Genomic DNA, 25094 nt, shown 5'->3' with positions numbered 1-25094 from the left:
CAGCGCTGGAAACGCTTCGTGATCGGTGCAATGCAATTAGGTTCTTCGGCAGGGCGGTCTTTCGGGGCCGCTTTTGCTTTTTGTGCCTATGGGATCGGGCTTATTCCGACATGTTCGGCCTCGGCATCAGGTTGGTGCCGGGCCGTTTCCTTATCGGAGTTTGGGGCCGGCGGGGTCTTCCTCATCGCGGGCGGTGCCACGCTGCAGGAATTTCAAGAAGTTACCGGCAGTTTCGGAGGTTTGCAAACGCTGACCGTCAGTTCCTGCTAAAGCGGAACGAATTTTGTCATTTGCATCTCCGGGGAGCGCATTCAAAACGCACGCTGTCAAATTTGCAGCTTTGACGGGAAGCTGATCCAGCGTAAGAGCCGAAGGAACTACCCACGACGCGAGAGAATCCTCGACGAAGCGTGCCCAAGACGGCGACCGCAGTGTCAGCGGAGTCGATTCGATCATGTGTAAACCGCGTTCATTGATTCGACCATTGGCGCCGATCACACCGCGAATTTGCACTTGGTCTGCAAAAGTCGCGAATGTCGATGGGCGGCCGATCCCGGTTTCAAGCAGCAACATCACCGCACGGACATCGGGCCGGACCAAATGAGCGCCCAGCTGGGCCTCCTGCTCGCCGGTTCTCGGGCGCCGCCATCCTGTTCGCCGGCTCCAGCCCAGTGATGCCAAGTCGGGCGGCAAGGCCCCGAGGTCGGGGGTCTCATCGACCAGGTCCTGCCCTGCCTCCATTTGTCGGCGCGCGACGAAAGCCGCTGTCGCGGCCATTGCCGGCAGGCTCGACAAATCGGAAGCGATGGGAACATCGGTGACAGGGTGCGGAGCCTCGTGCGCGCCGGCGGCCCCCTCATCGCTTTCGCCGCGATGTGGGTCATAGCGCAGAGCGTAGCGGTTGGCGATGGCCGCGATCTGTTGGCGACCTGCGGTGCCGATCAATCGTCCAGACGCGCGGGGATAGGACAGCAAGCCCGCCTCGTAGGCCTCCTGCATATCGTCCATGATGTCTTTCACCGGGCGGTCCAATGCAGCCGCGGCGTCGATCAGGAGTTCGCCGGTCGAAGCCGGTGCCACGCGAGCCGGGAAGGCCGTCGCTCTGGCCAGCCTAGTCAAGATTTCCGGTGGCAGGTCGGGGTGAAGACCGGGGAGCGTGGCAATCCAGTGTCGGCCGGCGTCAGCCGCTAGCGCCTTCACGCGCGTCATGGCGGATGGAACCAGATCCTGGTCCCAGGAGCCAAGCAGGGCCGTCCACACGCGGCCAGCAGGGCGGCCAGGTCGGCTGAAGACGCTGCCGATGATCCTGTCCACGACAGCGCGGGCTCGACCGGGCACCGCGCTGGCGATATTGACGGGACCTGCGGCAGCCAATGCGACCGTCAGCCCATTGGCGGTCAGCGCCGGCAGACGCAGCCGCCGAAGGTCTGTGTGCCCTTCCAGGATGGCTGCAATGTCGGCGGCGATGACGTCGCCTTCCTGATCCGGATCGGTAGCGACATACACGATGTCATGGCGCCGCGCCGCCGACCTGATCAGGTTGATGCGCTCCAAGTCGCGTGGCTGTCGCGCAGCATGGTCCAGGAGATCAGAGCCGATCGCTACGGGCCAAAGAGAAGAAGGCAGGCCGAGCAGGTGACCCTTCGTTGCGACGATCTCGGCGTTCCTGATACCAATTTCGCGAGCGAGATGGGCGAAGCGTCGGACCTTGCCTGGCGCTTCGATCAAGAATAGCGGCACGGCGCGTCCCCGGCAGGTGGCTTAAATGGTCAAGCTGGGACCACTATCTTCAAGATCATGATCGTGGCCGGGAGATTGGTTGCGCCTGGTCAATGCGGCCAGAATGACCTTGATCGCCTTTATCGCCGCCTTGACGCTGTCACCCAGCGTCTTGTCACCGTTCGGGACTTTCACGTCGGGAATATCCTTCACCTGGTCCAGGATCGGATTGGCGGCCTGTTTCAACAGATCATGCACCTTCGTGGGATCGTAGCCGGCGCGGGTTGCCGCGAGGCTCGCCTTCTGAATGTTGGTGGCGAACTGTCCGACATCGTCGGACAGCTTCTCGAACAACGTCTTAGCTTCCGGGTTGGCGGCCAAGGCTTCCGAGAAGGCCTTGCGGTCTTGGTCTGTTCTGAGCTGACCCTTAAGGAATGCTCCGACAGGCGAGTTTCCTAGGCGGTCTAGCGTCTTCTGGACGGTCTCACCGGCGTCATCGACCTGCTGGAATGCATCGACAGTCCGTGACTTGCGATACGCGTGGAGTTTGTCCGATACGGCCCGCCCTGCCAGGGTCAGAGCCGAGGGCGCATGGCGCGGCGGCGCCGGCGGACGGGGCCGTCCCCAGCCGCCCAGGGAAAAGCCCCCGCCACCCATGCCGGCGGGCGCGGGGCCGGGTGCGCCCGCGTTGAGCGCTGAAGCATACATGGCGGCCTTCTGATCGAAAATCCGTTGCCCTTCCGCTGTGGCGGCCTGGTCCAGGTCCTCGCGTATCGCCGCCGCCAGCTCATGTTCGGCCTCGCCCAATTGGGATATATCATCAAACAGACGATGGTATGTTTTTGATTCAGTAGTGTTGAAATCGATATCGACGTCTCCATCGATAGTGTCCCATTCTGGTTGCTTGCGGGACCAAGCGATCATCAAGGCGTCATAAGGTGGCACGCCTCCTTCCCGCCAAAATGCCTCAGGACCAGGGCTCATCGGGACGGCCGGCAGTTGGAACCCGCCGGCCATCGGCCCGCTGCTGAAATCATGCTCATCCGCCTGCGGGCCAGGTGCATCTGGCTCCGGGGACGCATCACCGCTGGAGGTCGTATCGCCTGGCGGCTTCGCCGCAGCGCCGTTGGGGGAGGGGGCGGATGCGCCAGCCGGGGCTGCCTCCTTGGGCGCATCTTCCGGTTCCTGGTCCTGGCGGGCCGCGTGCGCGTCCATCGCCTTGAACATATCGTTGAAATCCATTTTCGTTTGGCCTCATTTGCTGGCTGGGCTGCCGCGATCGGGATCGAGGTAATCTGCGATTTCCGTGGTGCGGGGCAGGATCGTCGCCAGGGTGGCAGAGATCCTTTCCAGTGTCTGGCTGTCCTGGAACTGCATGAAAGTGCGCAACGCCTCGATCTGCACCAGCTCGCGTACGAGCTGATCACCGCGCATGTCGATCAGTGACGCATGCCAAGCGGGGTTTGCATGCCGGCGCAGGACTTCGGTCTGGAGGTAATCGTTCATGCTGACGGTCGCTTGATCCTGGGCAGGCACGACCCCGCCCAGGACAGCGTCACGCCATTGGCCGAGCTGGGCGACTGGCACATAGCGCGCATGGATCGCCATCAGCGCCTGGTCCGCCACGCCGTGCTGGCGCTCGCGGTCCTCCGCCTGCATCAGGTTAGCCCGCCCGTTCGGCGTGTTGCGCCAAGTCGGGTCATAGTCCGGTCCCACCGATCGCACCAGGCTGCGGATATAATCCTGGGCGGCCTCGACCTGTCCTTCGGTCTTGTATGTCTTGTCCGTTGGCCAGAGCGGTGTCGGCGACCATTTGCCAGTGGCGGCGTCTTCCTGGGTGCAGCCGGCTTCGCCCCGCCTCCACCAGGTGCAACCTTTCGACCGATATGGGTAGAGGCTGGCCATCGCGCCGTCATGGTCGGCGCCATTGCGTGCGGCGGCACCTCGCCACGACGCAGCGGCGGCCAGCAGGCGGGTTTCGTTCACGGATGTTGCGGTCACGGCCCGGCCGATGCCGGTGGAGGAAGGGGTGGCGCTCCGACAGCCGGCCCTGGTGGGCGTGCGCTGCATGACGCCTTCGGCTCGCATGGCATCTTGTTGCAAGCGGCCTTGGGCCTGAGTCTGCTCGTTGGTAATGGCACCAATACCGGCGACAACAGCCCCGAGCCGGCCGCTGATTTGTCCGAAGCCACGAGCCATCGTCGTTGACATGGTGGCATCAAGCGCTGCGATCCGGGCCATCACTTTGCTGGTCTGGGCCTCAGCATGAATGTAATCGTATCCGCCCAGGGCGTGAGCCTGGTGTGTGATCGAGAGGGTTGCAGCACCCACCAGAAGCAGCTTACGCATGGTTTCCTCCGTTATTTGCCGCCGAACAGGTTGTCAAGGATCGAGCCCGACTTACCCTGCTGGCCACCGGAGCTGCCAGTTGGCATGTAAATCTTGACCGAGGACGTGCTGCCGGTGCTGTTGACCGCCGTGCCGGGCGGTAGGGGCACTTGGTTGGCGTAGACCGAGCCGTTCAAAGAGGGAACTTGGGACCAGACTTGATCAGCTGCAGCGCATGCTTTGCCTAACAGGTCATTAACTAGGCTGGACATCAGGCCCGACACGTCGAAAAGGATGTCGACACCTCGGGGATTGACGAACCGTTCAAGGCACGAAAGTTGCATTATGTTGGCGGGTCGGCGGATGACAGGCAGAATGACATTCTTATATTCGCGGTCCGCAGCCTGGATGGCCACGGTTTCGTATTTTTGCATTGTAGCGTCATCACATCCATCGGCAGCCATCTGTGCTGTTGCTGCCTGGGACAGGAGAAGCGACAATGCCATACTCAGGGCCAATGTTTTTTTCATCATTTTCTCCAGGAAAATTCCTCGTCATAATCGACCATGAAGGGCGGACAGAACGATGGCCATACGGTCCGGGGCGAACAGGCGCTCCAGGACATGCCGCCGGTGAATGACGGTCAGACATTCGCGCAGGATGCGGGCCGCCTCCGCGACCTGCTGGGAGCCGTCCAGCGCCAGCAGGCGATCGACTAGGTCCTGGTGGGTGGTGGCGGCTGGCGGGACGACGGCCGCCAGGAATTCCAGAAGGCGCAGCCGGCGGCCGGCGCGCAGGTGTGCCAGCGTCAGCGCCAGATAGGGCAGCAGCTCGGCTCGCCCCAGCTCCTGCAGCATGTGCGGCGCGACCTGATCCAGGTCCCGACCCAGCTCGACGACGGCGGCATCGATCTCCAAGGAACTGATGTCGGCGGGCCAGCCTTCGGTCAGTTCGAGGTCGTGAACACAGCGGCGGAAGGCCTCACCGTGCTGGCCCAGCCAATCATCGATCGCATCATCCTCCAACATCGACAATTGCCGCTCCTTCCGACTGGCCGTGCAAACATCCCAGCCCTAACCTGCCTATGTTTGGCGATCAAACATCGCTGCTAAGATTAGGCGAAGCGGATGCAAACGGAGCGTGGCGACAGCAGGGGCAGATGGTACGTCCCCTTCAGCGGCGCTTGGTCGGCCTGGTCACCAAGGGTCAAGGCCGTGGCGGGCGCGGCCCTTGATGGCGGGCGGGTAATCGGCAGCGCGTTGAGCGTGCGATCCTGGCGGGATCTGCTGGGCCGGCTGCGTGCGGTACCACCTCCCTTGACGGAGCACCAGGCAGTGCTGCGGCGTCGCGCCGGCATCAACCTGGTCGCGACGGGGTTGCTGCTGCTGGTCGGCGCCATGGGCGCCGGTCTGGCCCATGGCGGGGCGGCGGGGATCGTGCTTTTCTTAGCCGGTGCCGGCATTGGTGGCGTGTTCTGCCTGGCCGGCTGGCATGTGGGGGTGTGGCGATGATGCCGATCATCTGGGCGATCTATGGTCTGCTGGCCTTGGGGCTCGGTTGGCCGCTCTTCAGATCGGTCGCGCAAGACTCCACCGAAGCCGCCGTGGTCCTGCTGGGATTCAGCGCTCTTTGCACCTTCCATCTCGCGAGGCGCACCCAGGCTTGGATTAACCAGCTCGGGCCCAGGCCTGGCTGGCGTGTGGTCCTTGCCAAGCTGCCAGGATGGGTGGTTTGGGCGGGGGTGTTTCCGTTCGCCTTCATCATCGCGGGCATGGTGACCGCGCTGCTGGGGGCGGTCGTGCTGTCCTGGGTGGAGGCGACGGCGCCGCAGACCAAGATGCTGGTGGTGCTGATCAGCTTCCTGGTCACCTTATTGCTTGCCGGTGCCGGCGCCTACCATGTTACCCGCCAACTGAAAGGGCGAAAAGACGCTTAGCGTTGAAGGTTCAATACGCAACATGCATATTACCGGCACTTGCAATCAACAATCTGCATGTGACCATGCGCATTTATGTTTCTCAGATTTTCACTGCCGTACTGGCCTCCGTTGTCCTGACGGCATGTTCAACGGGTGCCCAGCTCCAGGGGCCTGGACGGCATCAATATTTGATCCGTGAGGCATGCGCCAACCGACCGTTGGAATCTTCGCGCGGAGGCCTCAATTACACCTTCGGGCTTGACGTCGATCTCTCTCTCCGTGAGACCCGAAACGTACGCCTCACTCGGGCAGCCAGTGGCCAGGAAGAGCGATACACCGAGGCAATGCATGGCGGTGGCGGGAAAGAATGCGCTGGCGGCGAGGTCGTGGCTACCACGATGATGCCCGATGGTCGCTTCAAATTCCGTTACGAATTCGCTGGCATCATTGAAAACGGGTCGCGCCGAGACGAGTTCGTGCGCGTGACGATTGAGGACAAGATCCGCTACAATCCTGGTGCCCAGAGCGCGGGCATGAGCAAGGGCGTCGCATATCGATTTTATCTGGATTGAGGCCTATTGCCAGAGAGGCAGCGTTTCCCATCGTACGGGGAATGCCGCGTCTTGGATCGTCACGCCCAGAATAGCGGGGAAGTTGGTGATGTGGTCCCGCACTCGCCTGTTCCAGCTGCTGGAGGGATTGATGTGGCGTATCAGGTACTGGATTATCGCAGCGGCTCCATATGTGCGCGTCAATACTGCTGGCGGAGGAGATCGGCGGTCTGGTCTTGATATGTGATCCAGGAGCGGGATGTCGCCCACCACCGTCGGCTTGGGCTGAACATCCAGGTTGCGGTTCCAAAGGCGCCCATGATGGGCGCAGATGTTGCGAACGTGGTTGATCGTGCGAAGCCAGCCCACCAGCACATCCCGGTCCCGGATGCCGTACTTGATGGCAATGGCGTCCTGGTCCGCGTGCTTCATTCCAGCGAAGAAGGTTGCCAGCATCCCGAAATCCCACAGTTCGATCGCCGCCCAGATCGGCAAGGGATCGGAGTAAGTTGCCCTGAAATGCCGGACGAAATCCTCGTTGCTTTTGGGAACGATCGCGTCGAGCTTGGCCAGCCAGACATTGTGCTGTGTTCGGCCGGTGTTCTGCCCGAACCTGATCGCCTGCTTTGCAAAATGGCCATGTAGGAACGCGGGCTTGCGGTGAGCGAACCGATCCTGACTTCCAAGCCGGATCGCGACGTCCACGCGCAACGCCACTTCGATCCGTTCGATTGCGTCCAGCATCATCAGGCGCAATCGCTTGTCGAACAGGTACAGATCAAGGGAGTGGGTAAAGGCGGTGCCGGCAAGAAACTGATCGCCGCGATATGAGGGCGCACCATCCGCCGTTGGGCCCATGCACAGGCCCCGAAATGGGTACCAGTATGCGGATAGGCGATAGTATCCTATTCTCGATAGGTAGGCCTTCGCCCTGGCAGTGTCCGTGCAAGCCATCCCGCGATCAACGAGCTGTTGAAGCTGCTGATCGACCGTCATAAACGGCTTCGTGAAGGGGATCGTCACCGGGAAGAAGCCTAAAATGGAAAACCGGCCCGTATCACCCGAAGGTGAAAGAGGGGCCGGCCGTGATGAGCCTTATATAGCTCATCAGAGCGGATTGTTCAACGCCATAATGGCTTTTTGTCATCGCTCGGGCGCATCTCCAGGGCAGCGCTTTGTTCTTTCAAAGCGTGACCTGCAAACATAGCTGACCAATCCTGAACCTCCAGCCCGGAGGTTCCCCATGCGTTTGGCCCTGCTTCTCGTCGTCGCCACACAGCTCCTGGCGCCGGCCGCCCTGGCGTTCGACCCGTCCGCGCTGCTGGCGCCGGTGGAAGGCGAGGCGGCGGCCGACGTGTTGCAGACGCTGCTGGACGATCAGGTGCTGCGCACCTTCGCCACCTGGTTCAACACGCTCGTGTTGGCCGTCGGCACGGTCGTGATCAGCTACATCCTGGCGCACGGTGTCGTCCAGACGGCGATCGACGGCGAGTTCATGGGTAAAAAGTGGTCCTCGGCATGGGGCATCATCCGAGTGATCACGGGCCTGGGCCTGATGTTCCCCTTGCCGGATATTGGCTGGTCCGGTGGCCAGTACGCCGTCTATGCCGTTTCCCGCGCCGGCCTGGGGGCCGCCGGTAATCTCTGGAAGGAGGTGGCAGATGCAGTCGGCAATCGCTTGCAGGAGACAGCAGCGCCCACCGTGTCGGCACCCGACGTGCTGGCCAAGGGCCTGTTACAGACAGCCACCTGCGTCCAGGCAATCAACAATGTCGGCCGCCAGGTCGGGGAGACCTGGATTGTGAAGTCGGAGCGCTCGAACGAGATCTCGTTCGATGGCGGCCGCAACGGGCTCTTCCGCATGTTCCCGGCCGGCGCCTGCGGTACGATCAAGTTCAGCGAACATGAACCGAAGACGCCGGCGGCGAAGGCAATGATCGCCGCACACAAGACCGCCTTCAACGCCCTGTTCTCGGTGGCGATTATGACGGCCGAACAACTCACCCGCGACAGCGTGGACGCGCCCCCGCCACCCGATCCGGCCCCGCTTGTCGCGGCTGTTCAGAATTATCGGGCCGCCATCGCGGCGGCCGCCAAGTCGGCGCCGAAGACAACGACGTCCGACAAGGAGGACAGCTTCGCCCGGGCCGCGACCAGCGCCGGCTGGACGGGGGCAGGATCGTGGTACATGCAACTCACAACGCGCCGGTCGGAGATTTCGACGGCGGCGGGGGCGATGGCCACCGTGCTGCCGCCCAAGACCGGCTCCTTCGGGGCCGGGTCAGGTGGGACCACACTGAACCGTGGCCTGGCTCGGATGGAAAGTTGGTGGGATGAAACCTACGCGCCGGCCCGACAGGGACAGGAAGGAGGAGCAGAGGCCCGCCGTCTGTCCGCCCTGCAGGCCGGCGGCAGTCCGTTGGACCTGCTGAGCGAGACGGCGCTGGTCGGCGGTATCTTGTCGTGGGCGCACCAAGCCAGTACCGAGGACAACATGTCGGCCTTCGGCAAGACTGTCGGCTTCGGTCACACGCTGCTGAACGCGGCCTGGACGGCGATCGGTGTCGCCGGAGCGGCCGAGATTGGCATGGGTCTGTATGGGGGCGGGATCCCCAAGAAGGTGCTGTCCTTTGCCACCTCAGCCGGGCCCCTCGGCTCGATCCTGGAGACAGCGGGGTCGATCTTCTGGATGGTGATGGTGGGACTGATGGGGCTGGGCGCATTGCTGGCCTATGTCCTGCCGATGCTCCCGTTCTTTCACTGGGTCTTCGGCGTGACGATGTGGCTAACCTCGGTGTTCGCGACGATGATCAGCGCCACGGTCTGGGGGCTGGCGCACATCAATATGGAAGGGGATGGCCTTGTCTACGCCCGATCGGAATCTGGCTACATGATGCTGCTGAACGTCGCGCTGACGCCGATGCTGATGCTGGCGGGGCTGATCGGATCGATGTGGATCATGGAGGGGGCGGCGGCGATCGCTTTCATGGTGTTCTCGTCGGCCTGGGCAGGGGCGACGGACGGCTATCTGGTCGGTGTCGTCGGGACGGTAATCTTCGTGGCGCTGCTGGTCATCCTGCAGTTCGGCTTGGCCAACAAGTCGTTGGAGCTGATCCACACGCTGCCGGATTTCGTCATGTCGGTGTCGGGCTTCCATAGCCGGGCCGTTTTGCAGGGCTCGGAAGCGGGTGGCGAGCAGGCCGTGCGGATGACCGACAAGGCCGTCTCCACCACCTCGCAGGTCGCCACGATGGCAGTCCAGGGGCCCCAAAAGCGGCGCGCACGAATGGCCGAAGCAGCGGCGCGTAAGAGCGGGGCGGAGACATCGCGCCGACAGACGGAGATATTGGAGTCACTGGCGCGGCCAGCGCCAGGGCGGCCGGAGAGGCAGGACACTAGCGACGAGGGATGAGGCCCGCTATCGCCCCTATAGTCGTCTCTGCCATCCCGGCGGCCTCGCTGGAGATGTCGTCGACGTGCCGACCTACCTGCTGCGCTCGATCGGCGTAGGCGGACGGATATAGTCGGCGTATGAGTACCTCCACGCGCTCGCGGCCGACGACGTGGGTCAGTGCCGCGATAACAGCCCGCAGCCCAGCGATGCTAGCCCGCGCCCGCGCCCGCTCTTGCTGCTCGCGGCGTAACTCATCCTGCAGCCGCCGTATGATGACGGCCAACTGGGCGGTCGTCTCAACGTCCGCAACCTGGACCGGCACCGGGATCGGCTCGGCGGTCGCTCGCCCCATGGCGACGCCGCGCAGGAAGTCGCCGTTGTCGCCGCCGTTCCCCCAGAGACTCCCGCCGCCTTTGTCCCAGAGCATTTCTGTCTCCTACCTCTCTCAAAGAGAGTATCACCGAGGAAGCGCCCCAACGCAAGGGCGTCTCCTGCCATTAGTGGCAAATTATATCAGTGGCAATTGCCACTTTCACGGGCCGAAACTTAGTCTCTGGGCCAGAAATCCGGGGATGCGATCTGATCAAATGACCAGGGGCATTCGGCTGGAAAGGTCGTTTCCGGCAGGCCGGTTTCACGCTCCGCTTCCACCAGGGCAAGCCGATAGGCGTTCGCAATGGCTTCCGACAGTTTGGCTTTAAGGCTGGGATTGTCCGCCAAATGATCCGCCAGTCGATACCGTTGTTCCTTGACGGTCAGCCGCCAGCTATTCCCGCGCAGTCCAGGCTGGAACTGCCATTTCAACAGATGGAGGAGCAGGATCGTGAGACGGCTGACCAGTTCGCGCTTTTCCGTCCGTCCCATGCTCTCGATTTCCTCGGCGATATGCTCGATGTCGGCGGCCGACAGCTTTCCAGCCCGCAGCAATGCCGCCTGCTGATTGGCCCAGGCATAGAAGTCGGATTCGTATAGGTCGCCGCTCATCGCATCCTCCATGAGCGAGCATCATAGTTTTAATTGACGGCGCGGTCAGCCTTCAAAATCAGGGTCAATCTTGATCGGCAAGTGGAGTGCTCCGCGCCTGGCGCCGGTCCAGTCCTTCACCGCAGGGGCGTCTGAGGTATCGATCGACTCGTCGGACAGGGCGGCGAGGACTTCAAGTTCCACCCGGAGCTCGGGCGTCAGTGGCTGAGGATTACCCGGCTTCATATTGCCTCCTGTCGTGGCTGTGGTCGGCCCTTAAATCGCCAGCGCCAGCCGGCGGGATCGATCTTCTGGACGTCTCGCTCGACCGTCGAGAACGGGATCGCATCGAGTGAAGCGAAGAAGGTCAACTTGACGCCCTGTCCGTCAGGGAAGCTGATTCACCAATCCTGCTGATGATCCTCAACGTCCGAACCCTCGTTGGTGAACTGGTCACGGACGTCCTCTTCGATCATGTCCCTTGAGGTCGCGCCGATGGACTCCAGTTCTTGAAGAAACCCCGTGATGGTCCGGCGTGGCAATTTTCCGCCTGGGAACCGAAAGTCGAGATCCTCGCTGATGCGGTGGGCTGTTTGGAGTGCGATCGCGGTCCCGCCTATCAACACGGCCGGTGCTATGAACTCCTTCGTGGCGAGGATGTTCAGAAGGCGTCCCGTCGCTTCAGGAAGCGCGTCCAGATAAAGTTCGCTCATAGCGTCTCCGCGCGGCGGCAATGAAGCCAGCGTGAATGTTATTCAGCATCGACCCAAGGCGAGCAATCATCGGGGGACGTAGGGCGTCCTCTTCAATGAGCGTATCCAGGTTCGTCCGTACTCTGCGCTCGCTGTAGGCGAGGCATAATTGTACCAAGTCGGCCAGCCTGGGGTTGGCGAGTGTCGCAGCAATCTCGACATCAGGGGTCGCGCCACCGGGTTTACTCCACGTCCTGGAAAAGCTGAGACGCGGTTTGCCCTGATGCGGGAACAGCCAGGCATTGTTGTCCAACCGTTCGGCTAAGCCAGCCCTCTCCAGATCCTTAAGCGACTGGAGGAGGCTTGTCCGATCAAGGTTGGGCAATGCGGGCAAAAGCTGATCGACGACGGCAACTTTCGCAGCTCGCCCCAAGGCCAAAACACTCTGTGATGCTGTCGACGGTTCCATCATGCTGAGATTATAGGGCCAGCGGTGCGCAGTTCAAAGACCTTCGGTTCCGCTGCATACGCGTTGATCACTTCAAACGAGGACCATCATACGGATCACTATCGTGGTCCATATCCGCTTCTGCCATGGGCTGGCCCGCATAGCCCACAGACATCGTGACGGCCGGCGGTGACAGGCAACGGCTCAACAGGGTGGTAAGCACCTCACGGTCCTTGGGCGACGTGTGGTGCTTGTCCAGCAATTGGCCAATATCCTGTGCCGCCTGTGCGACCTGGTCGTAGATTGCAGCCGCTTCGCCGACGGGGAGCCCGAAGGCCTTGCTGGTCGAAAAGGCCAGGGCGGGATCACAGTCCGGCCGGACGCCAGGCGCCGGAGCCAGCACATGACGGTTCGGACGGTGTGGGACGATGTCGAACGCGGGCGCTACCTGCCAGGCGCGACCAGTGCGGATCAATGCCATGTTCCGCAGGTGATCGTCGGTGTTATGGACGAAGCTGTTGACAAGCATGCGTCGGAAGATATCGGCACGCGCGTCAGCAACACCGATGGCGGCCGCCTTCACCGCGATGTCGAGATAGGTCATGGCGGTCCTGTAGGTCGCCGGTGGCTCCCTCAAAAGGGTCCCGGCACTGATATAGCCGTGACGCTCGCCGGCTGGACCCCGGTCGAAGCGTTCCACCAGCAGCACGGATCGATCATTGATCGTGACGAGCCTGCGGGAAGGGACAGGGACGCCGGCGCCGGCGGCTATGTCCAGGCACACGGCTTCGGCGCGTGGGTCATCGAACGGGTCGCCCCAGGCCGGGAACTTCGCAATCCAGGATCTCCCATCACTGTTGAATCGTGTCTTCGGCCTGGCGCCGCCGATGTCGGCCGAGGACCGCATGAGCAGCCGCAGGCTGGGGTCTGTGATCTTGCCTTCCTCCATGGCTGCTGCCGCTTCGAGCAACTGGGCCAAGTCGTCTTCTCGGGCAAGCCGATCTCCCATTGGCGGCGCCTCAGGGACCCAGGTCGACGGCCCTGATGGATCGGGTCCGAAAAGCAGGTCACCCGTCCTATCGTCTCCTCCCAGGGCCAGTAACTCGCCCATGCCCAGCTGGTGGCCAGGGTAGGCAGCTGCCAAGACCTGCTTGCCCCATCCATCGGGACCGACATCGTAGAAGGGCAGCGGCACCTCATAGGGGGTGCTCTGCGTCTGCTTCGACGATAGCCGTAGGTTCACAGGATCAATGGCGACCTTGTCCGCTCGCTCCGTCCAGGAACGTGCGTAGGCGAACCGGCTCTGCCGTACCGGCCCCTTCCCCTCAAAAACGAGTTGGCCGATCGGCACCGCCCCCTCGGTAGGCAGCACACGGAAGACCACAAGCCTGTCGATGCGACCGTCTTTAGAAATCTGCCAGGCCATGCGGCTTCCTTATCCTTTGTCTGCCAGATGCATCATCCATCGCATCGCCGATCGGGTCCTCGGCCAGCAAACCGCCAATCCTTTCCGGATAACCTAGAACGGTCATCGCCCGCAGCAGGATGCCCAGGCCAACCGTCGCTGAGCCCCTTTCGAGCTGACTATATGTCGGCCGTGACACCCCCATCCGATCGGCCATTTCGTCCTGGGTCAGGTTTCTACGGCGTCTGGCTAAGCGAAGGGATTGCCCCAAGACGGCTAGATTGTCGAGTTCCGGGCTCGAAAGGGCGGTGGCCATTTATGAAAACCAAAACTTACGATAACTCCGATATTGTAAACCATACTTTACAATATGCAATCAACCTGAATTCCGTCCTTCACCCTGTTTTGCTGCCAACGCGGTGCGAAGCACATTCAGTGCGCTTTTGAGATCAGCTTTCGGAAGAGGGGCCGGCGTCGGCTTCGAAGGATAGATGGTTGCCTGCTCGGCCGCGTCCAGGAGGGCGCCGGCAACTACAGTTGCCTCATCCCTGCTGGCACCAGTCATCATTTCCATCGCTGAAATGCCGACAGCAACCGCGGCCCTGCCATCTTCCCCACCGAAGACTGCCTGAGAGAAGCTGGGATCGCCCACGCCAGTGATGAATGCAATCGCTGACATGTCGTCATTCGAACCGGCTGCAGTTGGCGGGAAACTATCTGTGGCAGGGGGCAGTGGCCCGAGAATTCCGCGCTCGTGAATCTGGCCGTAGAGATCAGCGAAGGCCCGCACAAGCATGTCCTGCATCTCGGTGTCTGCCTGATCTGCTTGAGCGCGCTGGACGCGTTCAGCGACGAGGTCCTCCTGGTCACTTCCCTCTGGCGGAGCCAGTGCGGCATGGCCGGCCTCCCCCTCAATGAGACCATCGTCGGGCATATCTACAAGGTCGATCACAAGGTTTATTTCAGGGTTTATGGGTGTAGGAATAAGGTTGGAAGGGTCAATGACACCTGTCGCGGGTCCGGTTATTGCGTTTTCGACGGTGGTCACCGCGACGGCGGCCAGCGTTGCCCTCGTGCGGAGCGGCACATGAAGGCTGGCCAGGGCGACGATACCGCGCTCTGTCGATGCCACACGAATGCCAGCCGCTTTCAACGTGGCCAGTGTGGCGGCCATGTCGGTGATTTCCGGACTGGCCGCGAATGGCCCAACATGGTCGGCGACCTTGAATCCCTTGGTGGTAAGCCGTTGATGGATGGCGCCGGCAAGATTGCGTTCCTGGATCTCGGCTGCTTTTGGCAGCTCGACGGCCATGAACCGGTTCACGCGCAGGTATTTGAGCTTGCCGTGGTCGATATTGGCAACCCGCATCCGGATGATTTTGTCACCGACCATCAGGTGAGCGAACCCAAGGGGTTGGCCCTTCAGGTCCAGGAACGTACCGCGCCGAACCCTCTCCAGTCCCGCCCCAGACTGGGCGCGATAGCCAAGACCGGCGCCGTCATCGTCAAATCCGCGGACCTTGGTGATATCCATTTCACCTGCGCCCTCTTCGAAGGTTCGCTTCGTGTCGCCGGTGTCTTCGAGCCGAAGGAAGAATTTCAGGTTGGCGTTGCCCTTGATGGAGTCCACCTCCTCCTTAATGCGTCGCTTCATGGCTGCCTCGTCCTGGGCAGCAAAATCAATGGAGAAGCCGAGGCCACGCGCCTGCGCTGCCATCATGGCCATCCCGTTTGTGGCGTAGTAGCCGACTTCATCGAACATGGCCAATGCCGGGCTCGCCGAGTTGGTCACCTTGTTTTCGATGATTTCTGCCCATTCCCCCTCAATGGCGGAGCCGAGACACTTCGCCATCACGTTTTTCAATGTGGCGACAACGATTTTTCCCAGACCAGCAAGACTCTCAGGGCTCTTCTCCAATGACGGCATCAATACGACCAGGATTCGGCGGTTCACCACCACATCGTACATGTCGATTTCGCCGGCCCTAGTTTTGAAGATATAACCGTATGTGTTCGCCAAGTCGTTCAGCACTCGGGTGAACTGCATCTGGAGATAGCCGTGTTGCTCGCGGCAGGTCGCCAATCCTTTGTCTGGACCTCCCTTCGCATTTGGGTCGGTGCGTTCGCTGCCATTATCGTTGAAGCTTTCGTCCTTATAGCCGGGAACGGACTTCAAATAGTCCATGAGCGGAACGCGAATGTGGGCGGGAAGGGCCTTGTCGCGAGACAGCTTGACCACATTCTTCAGCACCAGCGCGTCGCTGATCGTTTCCACGTTCAGATTATAGCCAGCCTGGTTGTCCCGGAGCCACACCACGGCCGTCATGATCGAACTGGACAACGCGATGGCGCGGCCTTTCCACATGCCATCGCCCGAGGATTCGTCCATCAGGCTCACGAGCAATTCGTTGAGCGCCGAGGACGAACCTTCCGCGAAAGGGTTCATCGTGTTGGAGGTGGAGCCGGCATCGCTGCTGCCGGTCATGTAGTTCATGACGAGAACGCTGTCGTCGCGACCAAATCGGCGGGCGATGGTGAGGATGTCCCCGTACAGCTTGTTGTCAGCCTTGCCGTCGATCAGGATGAACCCAGATCCCCAGCACAGCGTATTGGTGGCCTTGGCTTTGAGGAATTCGGTTTTGCCCGACCCGGTGGTGCCAAGGGTCATCTGGTGCTGACGCAGGTAATCGTTGGTGGCCATCACCTGCGCAGAGGAGCCCACCTCGTTGCCGAAATAGATGATGCCCTTCGCCTTCACCGGCCGCATGGTGCCCGGATGCACGTCGTTGGGGTCCTTCGCGCCCGACCATTGTGGCATATGCAGCGGCAGTCCATAGGGCCTGGTCATCGACCAGAGCATTCCGAGCAGGCCGAGCAGCAGGGCCAGGTCCGACGCTGCGGGGAAAAATATGGCCACCATCGCCAGCCCAATCAGGCCGACCGCCGCCGCCATGGGGTCGGACAACGCTTCGCCGACTTGCACCAAGACCGGGCGCGTGTCGCGAAGTTGCCGCTCTATACGACGTTCATACTTTGAATCAGGCGCGCGGAATGTAATGCGCATGCCGTCAATCCACTTCGAGACCGAAGCCCTGCAAGCCCTGTTGAGGCGGTACGGCCGAGGGTTGTGCGACCGCCGGCGTCGGCCTGGCTGTCGTCAGGATCTGCGCTAACGTCACCATGCCCAGGATCGCCACGACGGTTCCGACGACAGCCAGGCCGGTGCCGATGCGGCGCAACAGACCCCAACGGCAAATGCTTGAAGATATGGCATAGAGCGCGTCGCGGGCGTCTTCCTGGCTGGCCAGCGTGAAGATGCGGATTTGGCCCTTGCCGTCCTTCAGGTGAAGCTGACCGCCTTGCGTAGTACTGATCTCAACGACCGAACGGGCATCCAGTACGGCCAGAACCGGATCTGATCCCGCTGCGGTCAGGATAATGGTGTTGCCTCGACGTTTTGCATGCGTCTTATGGCTTGCTGATCGCATCGGAACGTTCCTTGAATACCGCGGCGGCTGCCGCCAGCGAATTGACAATGATCGGCTGGATGACCGGCTCTTTCATTTCGAGTTCCGCCCAGTAGTGCTCCATGGCGCCAGCGGCCTCCGCGTGAGGGCGGCGCATGCCGAGATCGTGCATCGGGTACCAGAGGGCGCGGTCGACATTCTTGAGCCAGATGAATTCGCTGGGCGCCACCACCCCACCCTTTTCGCGGGCAACCTGAAGCAGGCGGAGCATGGCCGTGGTCCGCCACGCGTGACGGCTCGCAATGGAAGCGACCAGTTGCTCGTGCTCGGCGAGGGTGTCTTCGACAAGATAGGCGATATGGGCGGGGAGACCCGGCGGCCAAGCCGGCGCCGGCCAAGTCCGGCGCATATATCCAAAGACTTTTTCAAAGCGTCGACGGATAAGACTTGGCCATCGGGCGCTGACCTGGTGGCGATGCCACCACGCGAGTTGCGGACGGGCATAGACATATGAAAGGGCTGCAAGCAGGTCTCTTGCGCCGTCGCGGTCCCGGACGATCTTCAGGGCAAAGGCAGCCATCAGGGCCCGGATGTGCTGCGGCAGGTCGGCAACGCCGTTCCAGCGGGGACCAAGCTGGGTTTCGAGTGCCCGTGACACCTTCGGATTGTCGAAGGTGCTTCCGCACCCAATCCAGTCCAGCCATTCCTGTGGTGTCAGATGCCAGCCCCAGGGGCCCAGATCCTGGCCTGGCGAAACATGTCCCGGGCGGCGGTCGAACTTTCTCGGGTCATCACGCATAATTGGCTTGATCACAGGCCACACCTTGACCTGCTCGCCAATCAGTTCCTCCAGGCCCAGTCGGTTACGAAACCGGCCTGTCGGCATCCGTAGAAGGACAAAGATAGCCATCGCGATTAGTGATGCAGCGATAGGCCACCGCGCGGTTTCTCCGACAGCCCTGCACAACGCAATCAGCTCGGTCGGCGTCCATTTGCGTGGAGTCGATGCAAGCCAATGGTCGAGGGGGCGCAGATGATCTGCGAACGGTACCAAAACGGCGAGCTGCGCTTTCTTGAGCTGGACAACGAAGGTCGAAATTTGCTCCGAAGCGGCCGACCAGACCAGCCATAGCGTTAAGACCAGGAGAAAGGTGACACCCACGACCACGATGAGCGTCGTATCGGGATTGGGGCTTTGGTTATTAGCCATCGGCCGCATCCTTCTTCAGCCGCCTCTGGAGCACTGCAACGACCTTGGCCTGGTAGGCGTCGGCCTTATCCGGTGTCGCAGAATGGTAGAGCCTGATCCCGCCCCAAAGGCCACCAGCTTCATGGACCTTCATAGACAGGATGTAGGCAGAGACCACCACGTTGCGGCATTCGTTGTCACGGAGGAGCGCTTTGGTTTCTTCCTGCGACCGGCCCCAGGCCTGCGCCAGCTCGGGCACCCATATCGTGTTGATTTGCATCCTTCCGAGATCAGCCGTGCCGTTGTCGTTCTGGGATTCAAGCCCGGATAATCCGCCCTCGACTTCGGCTATCGCCTCAAGGGCAATACCGAACGTCTGCTCGCCAATGTCTGCTGGTGCGTACATCGCGACGGCCACGGCTAGGCACTTCAGGGTCATTGCAGCTGTCCCGTTCCCGGCTCCATCTGTGGATCGTCCGGATCAAGGTTCACCGAGATATCGGCCGAGGCCGCTGTCGCCATATGAGCCAGCGCCTGCACCTGTTTGCCGTACTCGCTGTAGATCCGGGCCAACTTATCCTTCATGCCGCCGGCCGCCTTGATGGTTGTGACGAACTCACGGTGCCCCTCCGGATTGACCTTGGACCTGGTCAGCAGCTCTTCCACTGTGCGGAGACGTTCTGACCGATAGATTTCGGTGAATACCCGACCACATTGCGTAACCGAGGTCTGGTACATCTGCAGCCGTGAGGAAGCGGATGAGTTGATTGGCGAGAGTTGGATCGCCAATCCCCGTGCCGACCCATGGACCTTTGTTGCAACCTCCCGCGTCAGGGCTTCTCGGTCGCTGTAGAAGGGAAACTTGGCGATTTCCGCGACCAGTGGAGACATGGCACGCAGGCTGGCCAGCCGGATGACGGTCATCGGATCGAGTTCGGCGTCGGCGGCATCGCCGAGCCCCCGGACAATGTCGTCGGCGGCATTCAGCAATTCGGGGAGCTGGTAGCCTTCGATAAGCTTCGTGAAATCCATTTCGCCGCTGACCGCAAATTGTTGGCCCAGCAGCGTGGCCACATCTGACACGAGCATGTAGCGTAGTGAGGCAGGTTCATCTCCCCCAGCCGCCACCAGTGTGGCCAGTCGCCCTGTCGCCTCTCCGGCTGCCCTGAGGCCTGTGACGATCGTATCGTGGCCATTGGTGACGCCACGACCGATCGCCGCTGTCAGCAAGGGTGTCGCGATCTGGAGAGCATGCCGGCGGCGGCGAATGACAGCGTCTGGCGTGCCTGGGGGGGGAATGATCGGCATTATGATGTCACCTCATCGTCGGCACGCTGGAGGCCGCGTGTTCGTGCTCGTCCGCCAGGGCGGCCCAGGCCTGCATCATTGGCCATAGCTCCAGTCCTCCGACTTCGGAGCGGTGTTCTTCGATCACGTCCAGTATGGAGAGGAGCGTGACGGAAACTGGAAGGTGGTGCTGGTCATCCGGCAGGCACAGCCCCACGAAGCTTTCGGGGTCTGACTTTATCTCAAGCGATAGCGCGCTCGGGCCTCCGAATGCCTCAATAAGCCTTGCATCACCAGCTCTCAGAAATGCGGGTAGGAAGGCATTCGCCGCCTCCTCGACGCTGAGCGGTTCTCCATTGCAGGTGATATTGCCCGCGCGGGCGGCCATCAGGCTGGCTAGGTATCGAGTAAGTTGGGGAGTCGATATGCTTCTGCCTGGAATGTTCCGCATCTGCTGATCCCATCATCTCATCACGGCTTGGTGGCTCTAAAGCCTTATGCCGGGGATGTTTGAGGACCAACCGGGTTGTTTACTGGCAGCCCAGGGCATTATCGCTGTTAGACTTGACTCTGGTCGCCAATGTCCGCATAATGCGGACACGGCGAGGGGATGCTCCCGGCCACATTGAGGGCGCTCCCAATGACCGACATTTCGATCGACATGAAAGAACAGCTAGCTCGGATTGACCGCACCCAAGCGGAGACGGGCAAGCTGATCGAAGAGACACAAAAGTACATGGCCGAACAGCATAAGCTGTTAGCAGAGCAGCATAAGCTATTGGCAGAAGCAGACAAGCTGCGTCTGGATCGTGGCTTTGCCCCATATGCGCTAGCATTGGGTGCAATCGGTGGTACTGCTGGCCTTATCGTCGCAATCAGCGCTGCATTGAAGAATTTGGGGGTCTTGTGACCCCAGATGAAATTCGGTATTGTTTAGAACTGCTTGGATGGTCTCGGCGGGGCTTCGCCTCAATGCTATTGATAGATGAGCGCCAAATACGCCGCTGGTGTGCCGGACAGGGCCATGTTCCTGACGATATAGCCTCTTGGCTGAGATTAATGGCGACAACCATTCGAGAGAACCCGCCCCCACGCAGACTGTCTTAGTTGGATTTTGTCTAACGATGAGGACGGTGAAGCGGGAGACCATTGCAGGCATGCCCATGCCGGAGCTTGCGGCGCTGATACGCCGGGTCAAGGTGAGACGCCCGTCACGGTATATCGACCGGTATGGTCGTCGCTCATCTCGATCGATGGGCGTAGGGACGGATGATGCTGAAAAACCATTCGGTCGAGAATATCGTCGGCGAACTCCATTGCCGTTATCGCATCTGCTTCGCTGAAAAGCTTGGTGGGCAGGACGGTACCTACCGGCGCTGTAGACAGCAGGCGCTCTTTGGTCAGTAAGTTGGAATGTGATCGGTTATGGGCAGACCGGAACGCAGATAGAAATGACGTTGCCGACGCGGGCCTGCCGCTGGCCACTTCATGAGGTGTAATTGGCTGACGTTGTTTCGCCATGGTCCCGAGCATAACCAAATCGACAACACTTCGGGCTGTTTCGACTGCCTCAGAAAACTGTCCCTCCGCCATGTAACGATTTGCTGCGGCGCGGCGGGCAATAGCGCGCTCGAAGCAGTCCATGGATAGTGCATGTCGAATTCCCATCCCACCCTCACAAAATTCACGCCGCAAAGAGTTGCCCCTTTTCCGGCAAACATTCCTCGTTGAGGCTCCACACGATAAGGCCGCTATGTTGGGAGCCTAACATTGAATATGTGCAAACGGTGGAAGCAGAGGAGTGCGGGCCTCGCGCTGGCTCTAATCGCTGCAACGACCGCCTGTGCCGACGAAGCCTCCGGTCCGGAACAAGCGGCAGAGCTTCCAGCCGCGATCACGCGGCTACGTGAACATGGAGCGGTGGTCATTGAAATCGGGAAAGCGGCAGGCGTCCGAAGCTGGGTGGCTATCGGCAAGGCTGGTAATGTCCAGATATTCCATTCGACCCCTGAAGGGGGGCTTATCGCGGGGCTTTTGTTCGATGAGGCAGGCCGCAACATCTCGAAACGGCAGATGGAAGGTCTAAAACGGGAGAACCTGCCCGACCAAGTGAGAGCCGCATTAGGTTTGGACCTTGCGGAAAGAGGCAGCGGCCAGACGATCGGTCATGCTCACATTGATGCCCAGTTCGCCGATATCCTGAGGGATCTCGGCTGGGTTCCTCTCGGTACCGGTATGCCTGTGTACCTTTTCGCCGATATGAATTGCGGGCATTGCCATGCTCTTTGGGCCAAGTTGTCACCGGCTGTTCAATCTGGGCGAATTCAGTTAAGGGTCATTCCAATCGTTATCAGGCCTGACCCAAGCCGTATGCGCGCTCGCGCTTTATTAAGCCTTGAGAAGTCTGGCCTGACAGCAGAGAAATTCGACGAGGTGTTGAATCAAATACAGAGTGATCCGCCTCTGCCCGCCGGAGCGGCTGCCGAAATTGATGCCCTGCTCGAAGTTAACCTCGCAGCATTCAAGCTGCTTCGAGTTGAAGGAACGCCGACTATAGTTTACGTGGACCAGCATGATGGCATACAAGTCATCTATGCACCACAGGAGGACGAGGTTGCGCAGTTGATGGCGGAAATTCCGGAGGGAAAGTGATGGAAGAGCTTGAGCTGGGATTACCTCCAGGTGAAGTTTGCTCTACGTGTCAAGACCGAAACCGGGCTCCTACAGAGAGATCACGCCGATCCCGTTCAACACGTCCGACTTGTACTGACGCGTTCTTTATCGGGCGGATCGTTGAAGCCACCGGGTTGTCCCAAGGCGACGCGATTGTTGTTTATCACGTGATTTTAGACGCAATGAAGCACGCATTACGCAGACATCGAGAGGCGATCCGAATTCGAGGCTTCGGCACATTGGAGAGGGTAACGCGCCAGGGGCACAAGATCCGCCACCCCCGCACCGGTGAGGATGCGATAAGCCGCTCGTTTGACTGTGTACGGTTCCGAGCTGCGCCAACTCTCAAAAAACGGATCAGAGCTCCTTGACGGCTACCTCGTGAACTTCATCCACAATGTTTCAATCCACGCCCCCGTGAAGGGGCGACTTCGACGGCCACGGTGCTGGCGGCTTGGTGCCAAGTTTCAATCCACGCCCCCGTGAAGGGGCGACGGAGGAGGGGGACCGGGAAGGCGTCGGCCAGCAGGTTTCAATCCACGCCCCCGTGAAGGGGCGACCGGCCGAGGCGCGCGCAGAGGCGCAGCGGCTGGGTTTCAATCCACGCCCCCGTGAAGGGGCGACCCAGGACACCATGACGGAGAATGCGCAAGTTTAGAGTTTCAATCCACGCCCCCGTGAAGGGGCGACCAAGTCTACGGCAGGTTTGTCATCTTGTCCGTAGAAGTTTCAATCCACGCCCCCGTGAAGGGGCGACCTGGCGGCGGGTGGCAAGGCCCGCGCCATGATCCAGTTTCAATCCACGCCCCCGTGAAGGGGCGACCTACGGCACGGTCGCCTATGTTGAGGACGTCCGGGTTTCAATCCACGCCCCCGTGAAGGGGCGACACCACCCACCCGGCGACCATTCTCCCGGTGTCGGGTTTCAATCCACGCCCCCGTGAAGGGGCGACCGGCCCTCCAGCGTCCAGACGCGGAGCCGGTTGGCGTTTCAATCCACGCCCCCGTGAAGGGGCGACGAATGCGGGCCCGCGTGGTGCGCCGCTGGCAGGCGTTTCAATCCACGCCCCCGTGAAGGGGCGACGAGACACAAGGATACTTGCCCAGCAGCTTGGTCTGGTTTCAATCCACGCCCCCGTGAAGGGGCGACGGGTCAAGCCCTGTTCCTGCCGCATCCGGCGCAGGTTTCAATCCACGCCCCCGTGAAGGGGCGACCCGGCAGCTGGCCAACCGGACGCGTTTCCTTAAAGGTTTCAATCCACGCCCCCGTGAAGGGGCGACCCGCCATTTGCCGCTGTTCATCCGCCTGGATCGGACGTTTCAATCCACGCCCCCGTGAAGGGGCGACGCCAACAGTGCCGGGATCGTCTTGGGCAGGTCCGGGTTTCAATCCACGCCCCCGTGAAGGGGCGACCGCGCCTGTTTGTCCCCAATGATTTCAGCAATCTTGTTTCAATCCACGCCCCCGTGAAGGGGCGACGGCCTGGTCCTCCCCCGACGCCAGCTGGTACAATGTTTCAATCCACGCCCCCGTGAAGGGGCGACCAGGATTGCTGCGACATCAACAGTTCCTGGCGTCGTTTCAATCCACGCCCCCGTGAAGGGGCGACCAGCTTGCGCAATGCGCGTTGCGCACCCGTACTTGTTTCAATCCACGCCCCCGTGAAGGGGCGACAGTAGTCGCGCGTCGGCACATCGAGACTGGCAATGTTTCAATCCACGCCCCCGTGAAGGGGCGACGAGATGATGACGCGGCCATGCGCGTCACGGCGCAGTTTCAATCCACGCCCCCGTGAAGGGGCGACTGGTGGGCACGCCGGCCAATGCTGGGTGGATCAGCGTTTCAATCCACGCCCCCGTGAAGGGGCGACTGACTGGCTGTATGCGCGCTTTCCCCGCTACAACGTTTCAATCCACGCCCCCGTGAAGGGGCGACCGCGGTTCCCGCGCGTGCTGGATGCATATCGGCTAGCGCTGTTTCAATCCACGCCCCCGTGAAGGGGCGACAAGCCGCCGGTCTTCCAGTCGTCGCTCCACCAGTGTTTCAATCCACGCCCCCGTGAAGGGGCGACGTCTTCCGAGCCATCAGCACGCGGGATTTCATTTCGTTTCAATCCACGCCCCCGTGAAGGGGCGACCACCCCGGCCCCCCTGCTGGTGGCGGCCAGCGAAGTTTCAATCCACGCCCCCGTGAAGGGGCGACACCCGGGAGGGGTCACGAAATATGGTATCAGCAAGTTTCAATCCACGCCCCCGTGAAGGGGCGACCACCAACCCAATATCCGCCTTGTTGTACCAGTGGGCGGTTTCAATCCACGCCCCCGTGAAGGGGCGACGCAAGCGTCGGGTCCGTGATGGCGTCGTGATTGAAGTTTCAATCCACGCCCCCGTGAAGGGGCGACCCGCTGATCTGACGGGCACGGACGGCAAGCTGAAGGTTTCAATCCACGCCCCCGTGAAGGGGCGACTCACCCACGCCGTAAGTGGTGCCAATGGCGGAAGTTTCAATCCACGCCCCCGTGAAGGGGCGACGCCAACCCATGCCCAAAAGGGTGCAAAAGGCGGGGTTTCAATCCACGCCCCCGTGAAGGGGCGACGGACCATATGCGCTTCAAGGTCACGTCGCGCGCGGTTTCAATCCACGCCCCCGTGAAGGGGCGACGAGCATCCGGCCAGCGGCATGTTTGCCGACGCGCATGTTTCAATCCACGCCCCCGTGAAGGGGCGACCATGTTCACGCCGTAGACGACGGCCATGGCGTTGTTTCAATCCACGCCCCCGTGAAGGGGCGACTCCCGAACGGTGCCCGAAAACTCGCACGCTACTAGTTTCAATCCACGCCCCCGTGAAGGGGCGACGGTGCTGCACCAGATTGAGTTGCGTTTGGTCGAGCTGTTTCAATCCACGCCCCCGTGAAGGGGCGACAGGCACAGGCCCTGACGGCGGCGGTGGAAGCAGCCCGCGTTTCAATCCACGCCCCCGTGAAGGGGCGACGCCAGCGTGGGCACCTACTGCAACACGATCATCCTGTTTCAATCCACGCCCCCGTGAAGGGGCGAC

Annotated in this window: 25 protein-coding genes and 1 CRISPR repeat array (1 of these 26 cut by a window edge); of the genes, 6 read left to right on the top strand and 19 right to left on the bottom strand. The window is 61.2% G+C overall.

Annotated features, from left to right (window positions below):
- Nucleotides 1-150: 150 nt before the first annotated feature.
- The 5 genes from GE253_RS23035 to GE253_RS23015 are packed head-to-tail and all read right to left on the bottom strand — an operon-like array spanning nt 151 to nt 5075.
- Nucleotides 151-1740 (bottom strand): toprim domain-containing protein, encoded by a 1590-nt coding sequence (locus GE253_RS23035; protein WP_153206502.1) that lies wholly within the window; start codon nt 1738-1740, stop codon nt 151-153.
- A gap of 21 nt (nt 1741-1761) precedes the next feature.
- The gene (locus tag GE253_RS23030) at nt 1762-2961 is read right to left on the bottom strand and encodes a hypothetical protein (protein ID WP_153206501.1); all 1200 of its coding nucleotides are present in this window, start codon (nt 2959-2961) and stop codon (nt 1762-1764) included.
- Between the two features lie 12 nt (nt 2962-2973).
- Nucleotides 2974-4068, bottom strand: coding sequence for a hypothetical protein (locus GE253_RS23025; RefSeq protein ID WP_153206500.1), 1095 nt, complete (start codon nt 4066-4068; stop codon nt 2974-2976).
- Nucleotides 4069-4079: 11 nt separating this feature from the next.
- On the bottom strand, nt 4080-4580 hold the full coding sequence (locus GE253_RS23020) for a hypothetical protein (protein WP_153206499.1): 501 nt from the start codon (nt 4578-4580) through the stop codon (nt 4080-4082).
- 21 nt (nt 4581-4601) lie between these two features.
- Nucleotides 4602-5075, bottom strand: a complete 474-nt coding sequence (locus GE253_RS23015; RefSeq protein WP_211101558.1) for a hypothetical protein — start codon at nt 5073-5075, stop codon at nt 4602-4604.
- A 186-nt stretch (nt 5076-5261) separates the two neighbouring features.
- Here GE253_RS23015 and GE253_RS23010 point away from each other — a divergent pair, with 186 nt between their 5' ends.
- From GE253_RS23010 to GE253_RS23000, 3 genes are all read left to right on the top strand, one after another.
- Nucleotides 5262-5558, top strand: coding sequence for a hypothetical protein (locus GE253_RS23010; RefSeq protein ID WP_153206497.1), 297 nt, complete (start codon nt 5262-5264; stop codon nt 5556-5558).
- Nucleotides 5555-5983 (top strand): hypothetical protein, encoded by a 429-nt coding sequence (locus tag GE253_RS23005; RefSeq protein WP_153206496.1) that lies wholly within the window; start codon nt 5555-5557, stop codon nt 5981-5983. The genes GE253_RS23010 and GE253_RS23005 overlap by 4 nt, the downstream gene beginning before the upstream one ends.
- A 65-nt stretch (nt 5984-6048) precedes the next feature.
- Entirely contained in the window at nt 6049-6537 is a 489-nt protein-coding gene (locus GE253_RS23000) for a hypothetical protein (protein WP_153206495.1), read from the top strand.
- Nucleotides 6538-6540: 3 nt separating this feature from the next.
- Here GE253_RS23000 and GE253_RS22995 read toward each other — a convergent pair whose 3' ends face one another.
- The gene (locus GE253_RS22995) at nt 6541-7470 is read right to left on the bottom strand and encodes an Abi family protein (protein WP_247878825.1); all 930 of its coding nucleotides are present in this window, start codon (nt 7468-7470) and stop codon (nt 6541-6543) included.
- Between the two features lie 289 nt (nt 7471-7759).
- Here GE253_RS22995 and GE253_RS22990 point away from each other — a divergent pair, with 289 nt between their 5' ends.
- Entirely contained in the window at nt 7760-9928 is a 2169-nt protein-coding gene (locus tag GE253_RS22990; protein WP_153206493.1) for a DotA/TraY family protein, read from the top strand.
- On the opposite strand, the gene GE253_RS22985 is transcribed toward GE253_RS22990, so the two are convergent.
- The 12 genes from GE253_RS22985 to GE253_RS22930 all read right to left on the bottom strand — a co-directional run bounded on the left by GE253_RS22985 (nt 9912) and on the right by GE253_RS22930 (nt 19812).
- Nucleotides 9912-10337, bottom strand: a complete 426-nt coding sequence (locus GE253_RS22985) for a hypothetical protein (protein ID WP_153206492.1) — start codon at nt 10335-10337, stop codon at nt 9912-9914. The two genes, GE253_RS22990 and GE253_RS22985, sit on opposite strands and share 17 nt — an antisense overlap.
- Nucleotides 10338-10456: 119 nt before the next feature.
- A complete protein-coding gene (locus GE253_RS22980) occupies nt 10457-10906 on the bottom strand; it encodes a DUF29 domain-containing protein (RefSeq protein ID WP_247878824.1) in 450 nt (149 codons plus the stop codon).
- 33 nt (nt 10907-10939) lie between these two features.
- Nucleotides 10940-11119 (bottom strand): hypothetical protein, encoded by a 180-nt coding sequence (locus GE253_RS22975; protein ID WP_153206491.1) that lies wholly within the window; start codon nt 11117-11119, stop codon nt 10940-10942.
- 155 nt (nt 11120-11274) lie between these two features.
- The gene (locus GE253_RS22970; RefSeq protein WP_153206490.1) at nt 11275-11586 is read right to left on the bottom strand and encodes a nucleotidyl transferase AbiEii/AbiGii toxin family protein; all 312 of its coding nucleotides are present in this window, start codon (nt 11584-11586) and stop codon (nt 11275-11277) included.
- 515 nt (nt 11587-12101) lie between these two features.
- A complete protein-coding gene (locus tag GE253_RS22965) occupies nt 12102-13439 on the bottom strand; it encodes a HipA domain-containing protein (RefSeq protein WP_153206489.1) in 1338 nt (445 codons plus the stop codon).
- Nucleotides 13420-13734: a helix-turn-helix transcriptional regulator gene (locus GE253_RS22960; RefSeq protein WP_153206488.1), complete on the bottom strand. Its 315-nt coding sequence runs from the start codon at nt 13732-13734 to the stop codon at nt 13420-13422. Before GE253_RS22960 ends, GE253_RS22965 begins: the two co-directional genes overlap by 20 nt.
- A gap of 60 nt (nt 13735-13794) precedes the next feature.
- A complete protein-coding gene (locus GE253_RS22955) occupies nt 13795-16482 on the bottom strand; it encodes a TraM recognition domain-containing protein (RefSeq protein WP_153206487.1) in 2688 nt (895 codons plus the stop codon).
- A gap of 4 nt (nt 16483-16486) precedes the next feature.
- Nucleotides 16487-16906 carry a hypothetical protein gene (locus GE253_RS22950; protein ID WP_153206486.1) on the bottom strand — a complete coding sequence of 140 codons (420 nt, stop codon included), beginning with the start codon at nt 16904-16906 and terminating at the stop codon, nt 16487-16489.
- Nucleotides 16887-18095: a hypothetical protein gene (locus GE253_RS22945; protein WP_153206485.1), complete on the bottom strand. Its 1209-nt coding sequence runs from the start codon at nt 18093-18095 to the stop codon at nt 16887-16889. The genes GE253_RS22950 and GE253_RS22945 overlap by 20 nt, the downstream gene beginning before the upstream one ends.
- Entirely contained in the window at nt 18088-18513 is a 426-nt protein-coding gene (locus GE253_RS22940) for a lytic transglycosylase domain-containing protein (protein ID WP_153206484.1), read from the bottom strand. Before GE253_RS22940 ends, GE253_RS22945 begins: the two co-directional genes overlap by 8 nt.
- Nucleotides 18510-19382 carry a hypothetical protein gene (locus GE253_RS22935; RefSeq protein ID WP_153206483.1) on the bottom strand — a complete coding sequence of 291 codons (873 nt, stop codon included), beginning with the start codon at nt 19380-19382 and terminating at the stop codon, nt 18510-18512. The genes GE253_RS22940 and GE253_RS22935 overlap by 4 nt, the downstream gene beginning before the upstream one ends.
- A gap of 7 nt (nt 19383-19389) precedes the next feature.
- Nucleotides 19390-19812 carry a hypothetical protein gene (locus GE253_RS22930; protein WP_153206482.1) on the bottom strand — a complete coding sequence of 141 codons (423 nt, stop codon included), beginning with the start codon at nt 19810-19812 and terminating at the stop codon, nt 19390-19392.
- Between the two features lie 189 nt (nt 19813-20001).
- Between GE253_RS22930 and GE253_RS22925 the strand changes: the two genes are divergently transcribed.
- Nucleotides 20002-20271 carry a hypothetical protein gene (locus GE253_RS22925; protein ID WP_153206481.1) on the top strand — a complete coding sequence of 90 codons (270 nt, stop codon included), beginning with the start codon at nt 20002-20004 and terminating at the stop codon, nt 20269-20271.
- A 284-nt stretch (nt 20272-20555) separates the two neighbouring features.
- Here the strand turns inward: GE253_RS22925 and GE253_RS22920 are convergent, their stop codons facing one another.
- The gene (locus GE253_RS22920; RefSeq protein ID WP_153206480.1) at nt 20556-21005 is read right to left on the bottom strand and encodes a hypothetical protein; all 450 of its coding nucleotides are present in this window, start codon (nt 21003-21005) and stop codon (nt 20556-20558) included.
- Nucleotides 21006-21131: 126 nt separating this feature from the next.
- On the opposite strand from GE253_RS22920, the gene GE253_RS22915 reads away from it, so the two are divergent.
- On the top strand, nt 21132-22013 hold the full coding sequence (locus GE253_RS22915; protein WP_153206479.1) for a hypothetical protein: 882 nt from the start codon (nt 21132-21134) through the stop codon (nt 22011-22013).
- Between the two features lie 420 nt (nt 22014-22433).
- Nucleotides 22434-25094: a CRISPR direct-repeat array (repeat unit 31 nt; unit sequence GTTTCAATCCACGCCCCCGTGAAGGGGCGAC); it runs 135 nt beyond the window's last position.

The sequence above is a fragment of the Niveispirillum sp. SYP-B3756 genome, from assembly GCF_009495745.1.
GTDB lineage: Bacteria > Pseudomonadota > Alphaproteobacteria > Azospirillales > Azospirillaceae > Niveispirillum.
The sequence above is the reverse complement of the archived record's forward strand: the minus strand, read 5'-3'. Positions and strand labels throughout refer to the sequence as shown.

What these genes read in the sequence shown, in the direction of transcription:
- GE253_RS22995 (WP_247878825.1), bottom strand. Translation starts at nt 7,470, where the DNA reads ATGGCTTGCACGGACACTGCCAGGGCGAAGGCCTACCTATCGAGAATA.
- GE253_RS22945 (WP_153206485.1), bottom strand. Translation starts at nt 18,095, where the DNA reads ATGGCTAATAACCAAAGCCCCAATCCCGATACGACGCTCATCGTGGTC.
- GE253_RS22985 (WP_153206492.1), bottom strand. Translation starts at nt 10,337, where the DNA reads ATGCTCTGGGACAAAGGCGGCGGGAGTCTCTGGGGGAACGGCGGCGAC.
- GE253_RS23030 (WP_153206501.1), bottom strand. Translation starts at nt 2,961, where the DNA reads ATGGATTTCAACGATATGTTCAAGGCGATGGACGCGCACGCGGCCCGC.
- GE253_RS22970 (WP_153206490.1), bottom strand. Translation starts at nt 11,586, where the DNA reads ATGAGCGAACTTTATCTGGACGCGCTTCCTGAAGCGACGGGACGCCTT.
- GE253_RS22920 (WP_153206480.1), bottom strand. Translation starts at nt 21,005, where the DNA reads ATGGACTGCTTCGAGCGCGCTATTGCCCGCCGCGCCGCAGCAAATCGT.
- GE253_RS22960 (WP_153206488.1), bottom strand. Translation starts at nt 13,734, where the DNA reads ATGGCCACCGCCCTTTCGAGCCCGGAACTCGACAATCTAGCCGTCTTG.
- GE253_RS23015 (WP_211101558.1), bottom strand. Translation starts at nt 5,075, where the DNA reads ATGTTGGAGGATGATGCGATCGATGATTGGCTGGGCCAGCACGGTGAG.
- GE253_RS22955 (WP_153206487.1), bottom strand. Translation starts at nt 16,482, where the DNA reads ATGCGCATTACATTCCGCGCGCCTGATTCAAAGTATGAACGTCGTATA.
- GE253_RS23020 (WP_153206499.1), bottom strand. Translation starts at nt 4,580, where the DNA reads ATGATGAAAAAAACATTGGCCCTGAGTATGGCATTGTCGCTTCTCCTG.
- GE253_RS22925 (WP_153206481.1), top strand. Translation starts at nt 20,002, where the DNA reads ATGACCGACATTTCGATCGACATGAAAGAACAGCTAGCTCGGATTGAC.
- GE253_RS22990 (WP_153206493.1), top strand. Translation starts at nt 7,760, where the DNA reads ATGCGTTTGGCCCTGCTTCTCGTCGTCGCCACACAGCTCCTGGCGCCG.
- GE253_RS22935 (WP_153206483.1), bottom strand. Translation starts at nt 19,382, where the DNA reads ATGCCGATCATTCCCCCCCCAGGCACGCCAGACGCTGTCATTCGCCGC.
- GE253_RS22980 (WP_247878824.1), bottom strand. Translation starts at nt 10,906, where the DNA reads ATGGAGGATGCGATGAGCGGCGACCTATACGAATCCGACTTCTATGCC.
- GE253_RS22950 (WP_153206486.1), bottom strand. Translation starts at nt 16,906, where the DNA reads ATGCGATCAGCAAGCCATAAGACGCATGCAAAACGTCGAGGCAACACC.
- GE253_RS23000 (WP_153206495.1), top strand. Translation starts at nt 6,049, where the DNA reads ATGCGCATTTATGTTTCTCAGATTTTCACTGCCGTACTGGCCTCCGTT.
- GE253_RS22930 (WP_153206482.1), bottom strand. Translation starts at nt 19,812, where the DNA reads ATGCGGAACATTCCAGGCAGAAGCATATCGACTCCCCAACTTACTCGA.
- GE253_RS23005 (WP_153206496.1), top strand. Translation starts at nt 5,555, where the DNA reads ATGATGCCGATCATCTGGGCGATCTATGGTCTGCTGGCCTTGGGGCTC.
- GE253_RS23025 (WP_153206500.1), bottom strand. Translation starts at nt 4,068, where the DNA reads ATGCGTAAGCTGCTTCTGGTGGGTGCTGCAACCCTCTCGATCACACAC.
- GE253_RS22965 (WP_153206489.1), bottom strand. Translation starts at nt 13,439, where the DNA reads ATGGCCTGGCAGATTTCTAAAGACGGTCGCATCGACAGGCTTGTGGTC.
- GE253_RS22975 (WP_153206491.1), bottom strand. Translation starts at nt 11,119, where the DNA reads ATGAAGCCGGGTAATCCTCAGCCACTGACGCCCGAGCTCCGGGTGGAA.
- GE253_RS22940 (WP_153206484.1), bottom strand. Translation starts at nt 18,513, where the DNA reads ATGACCCTGAAGTGCCTAGCCGTGGCCGTCGCGATGTACGCACCAGCA.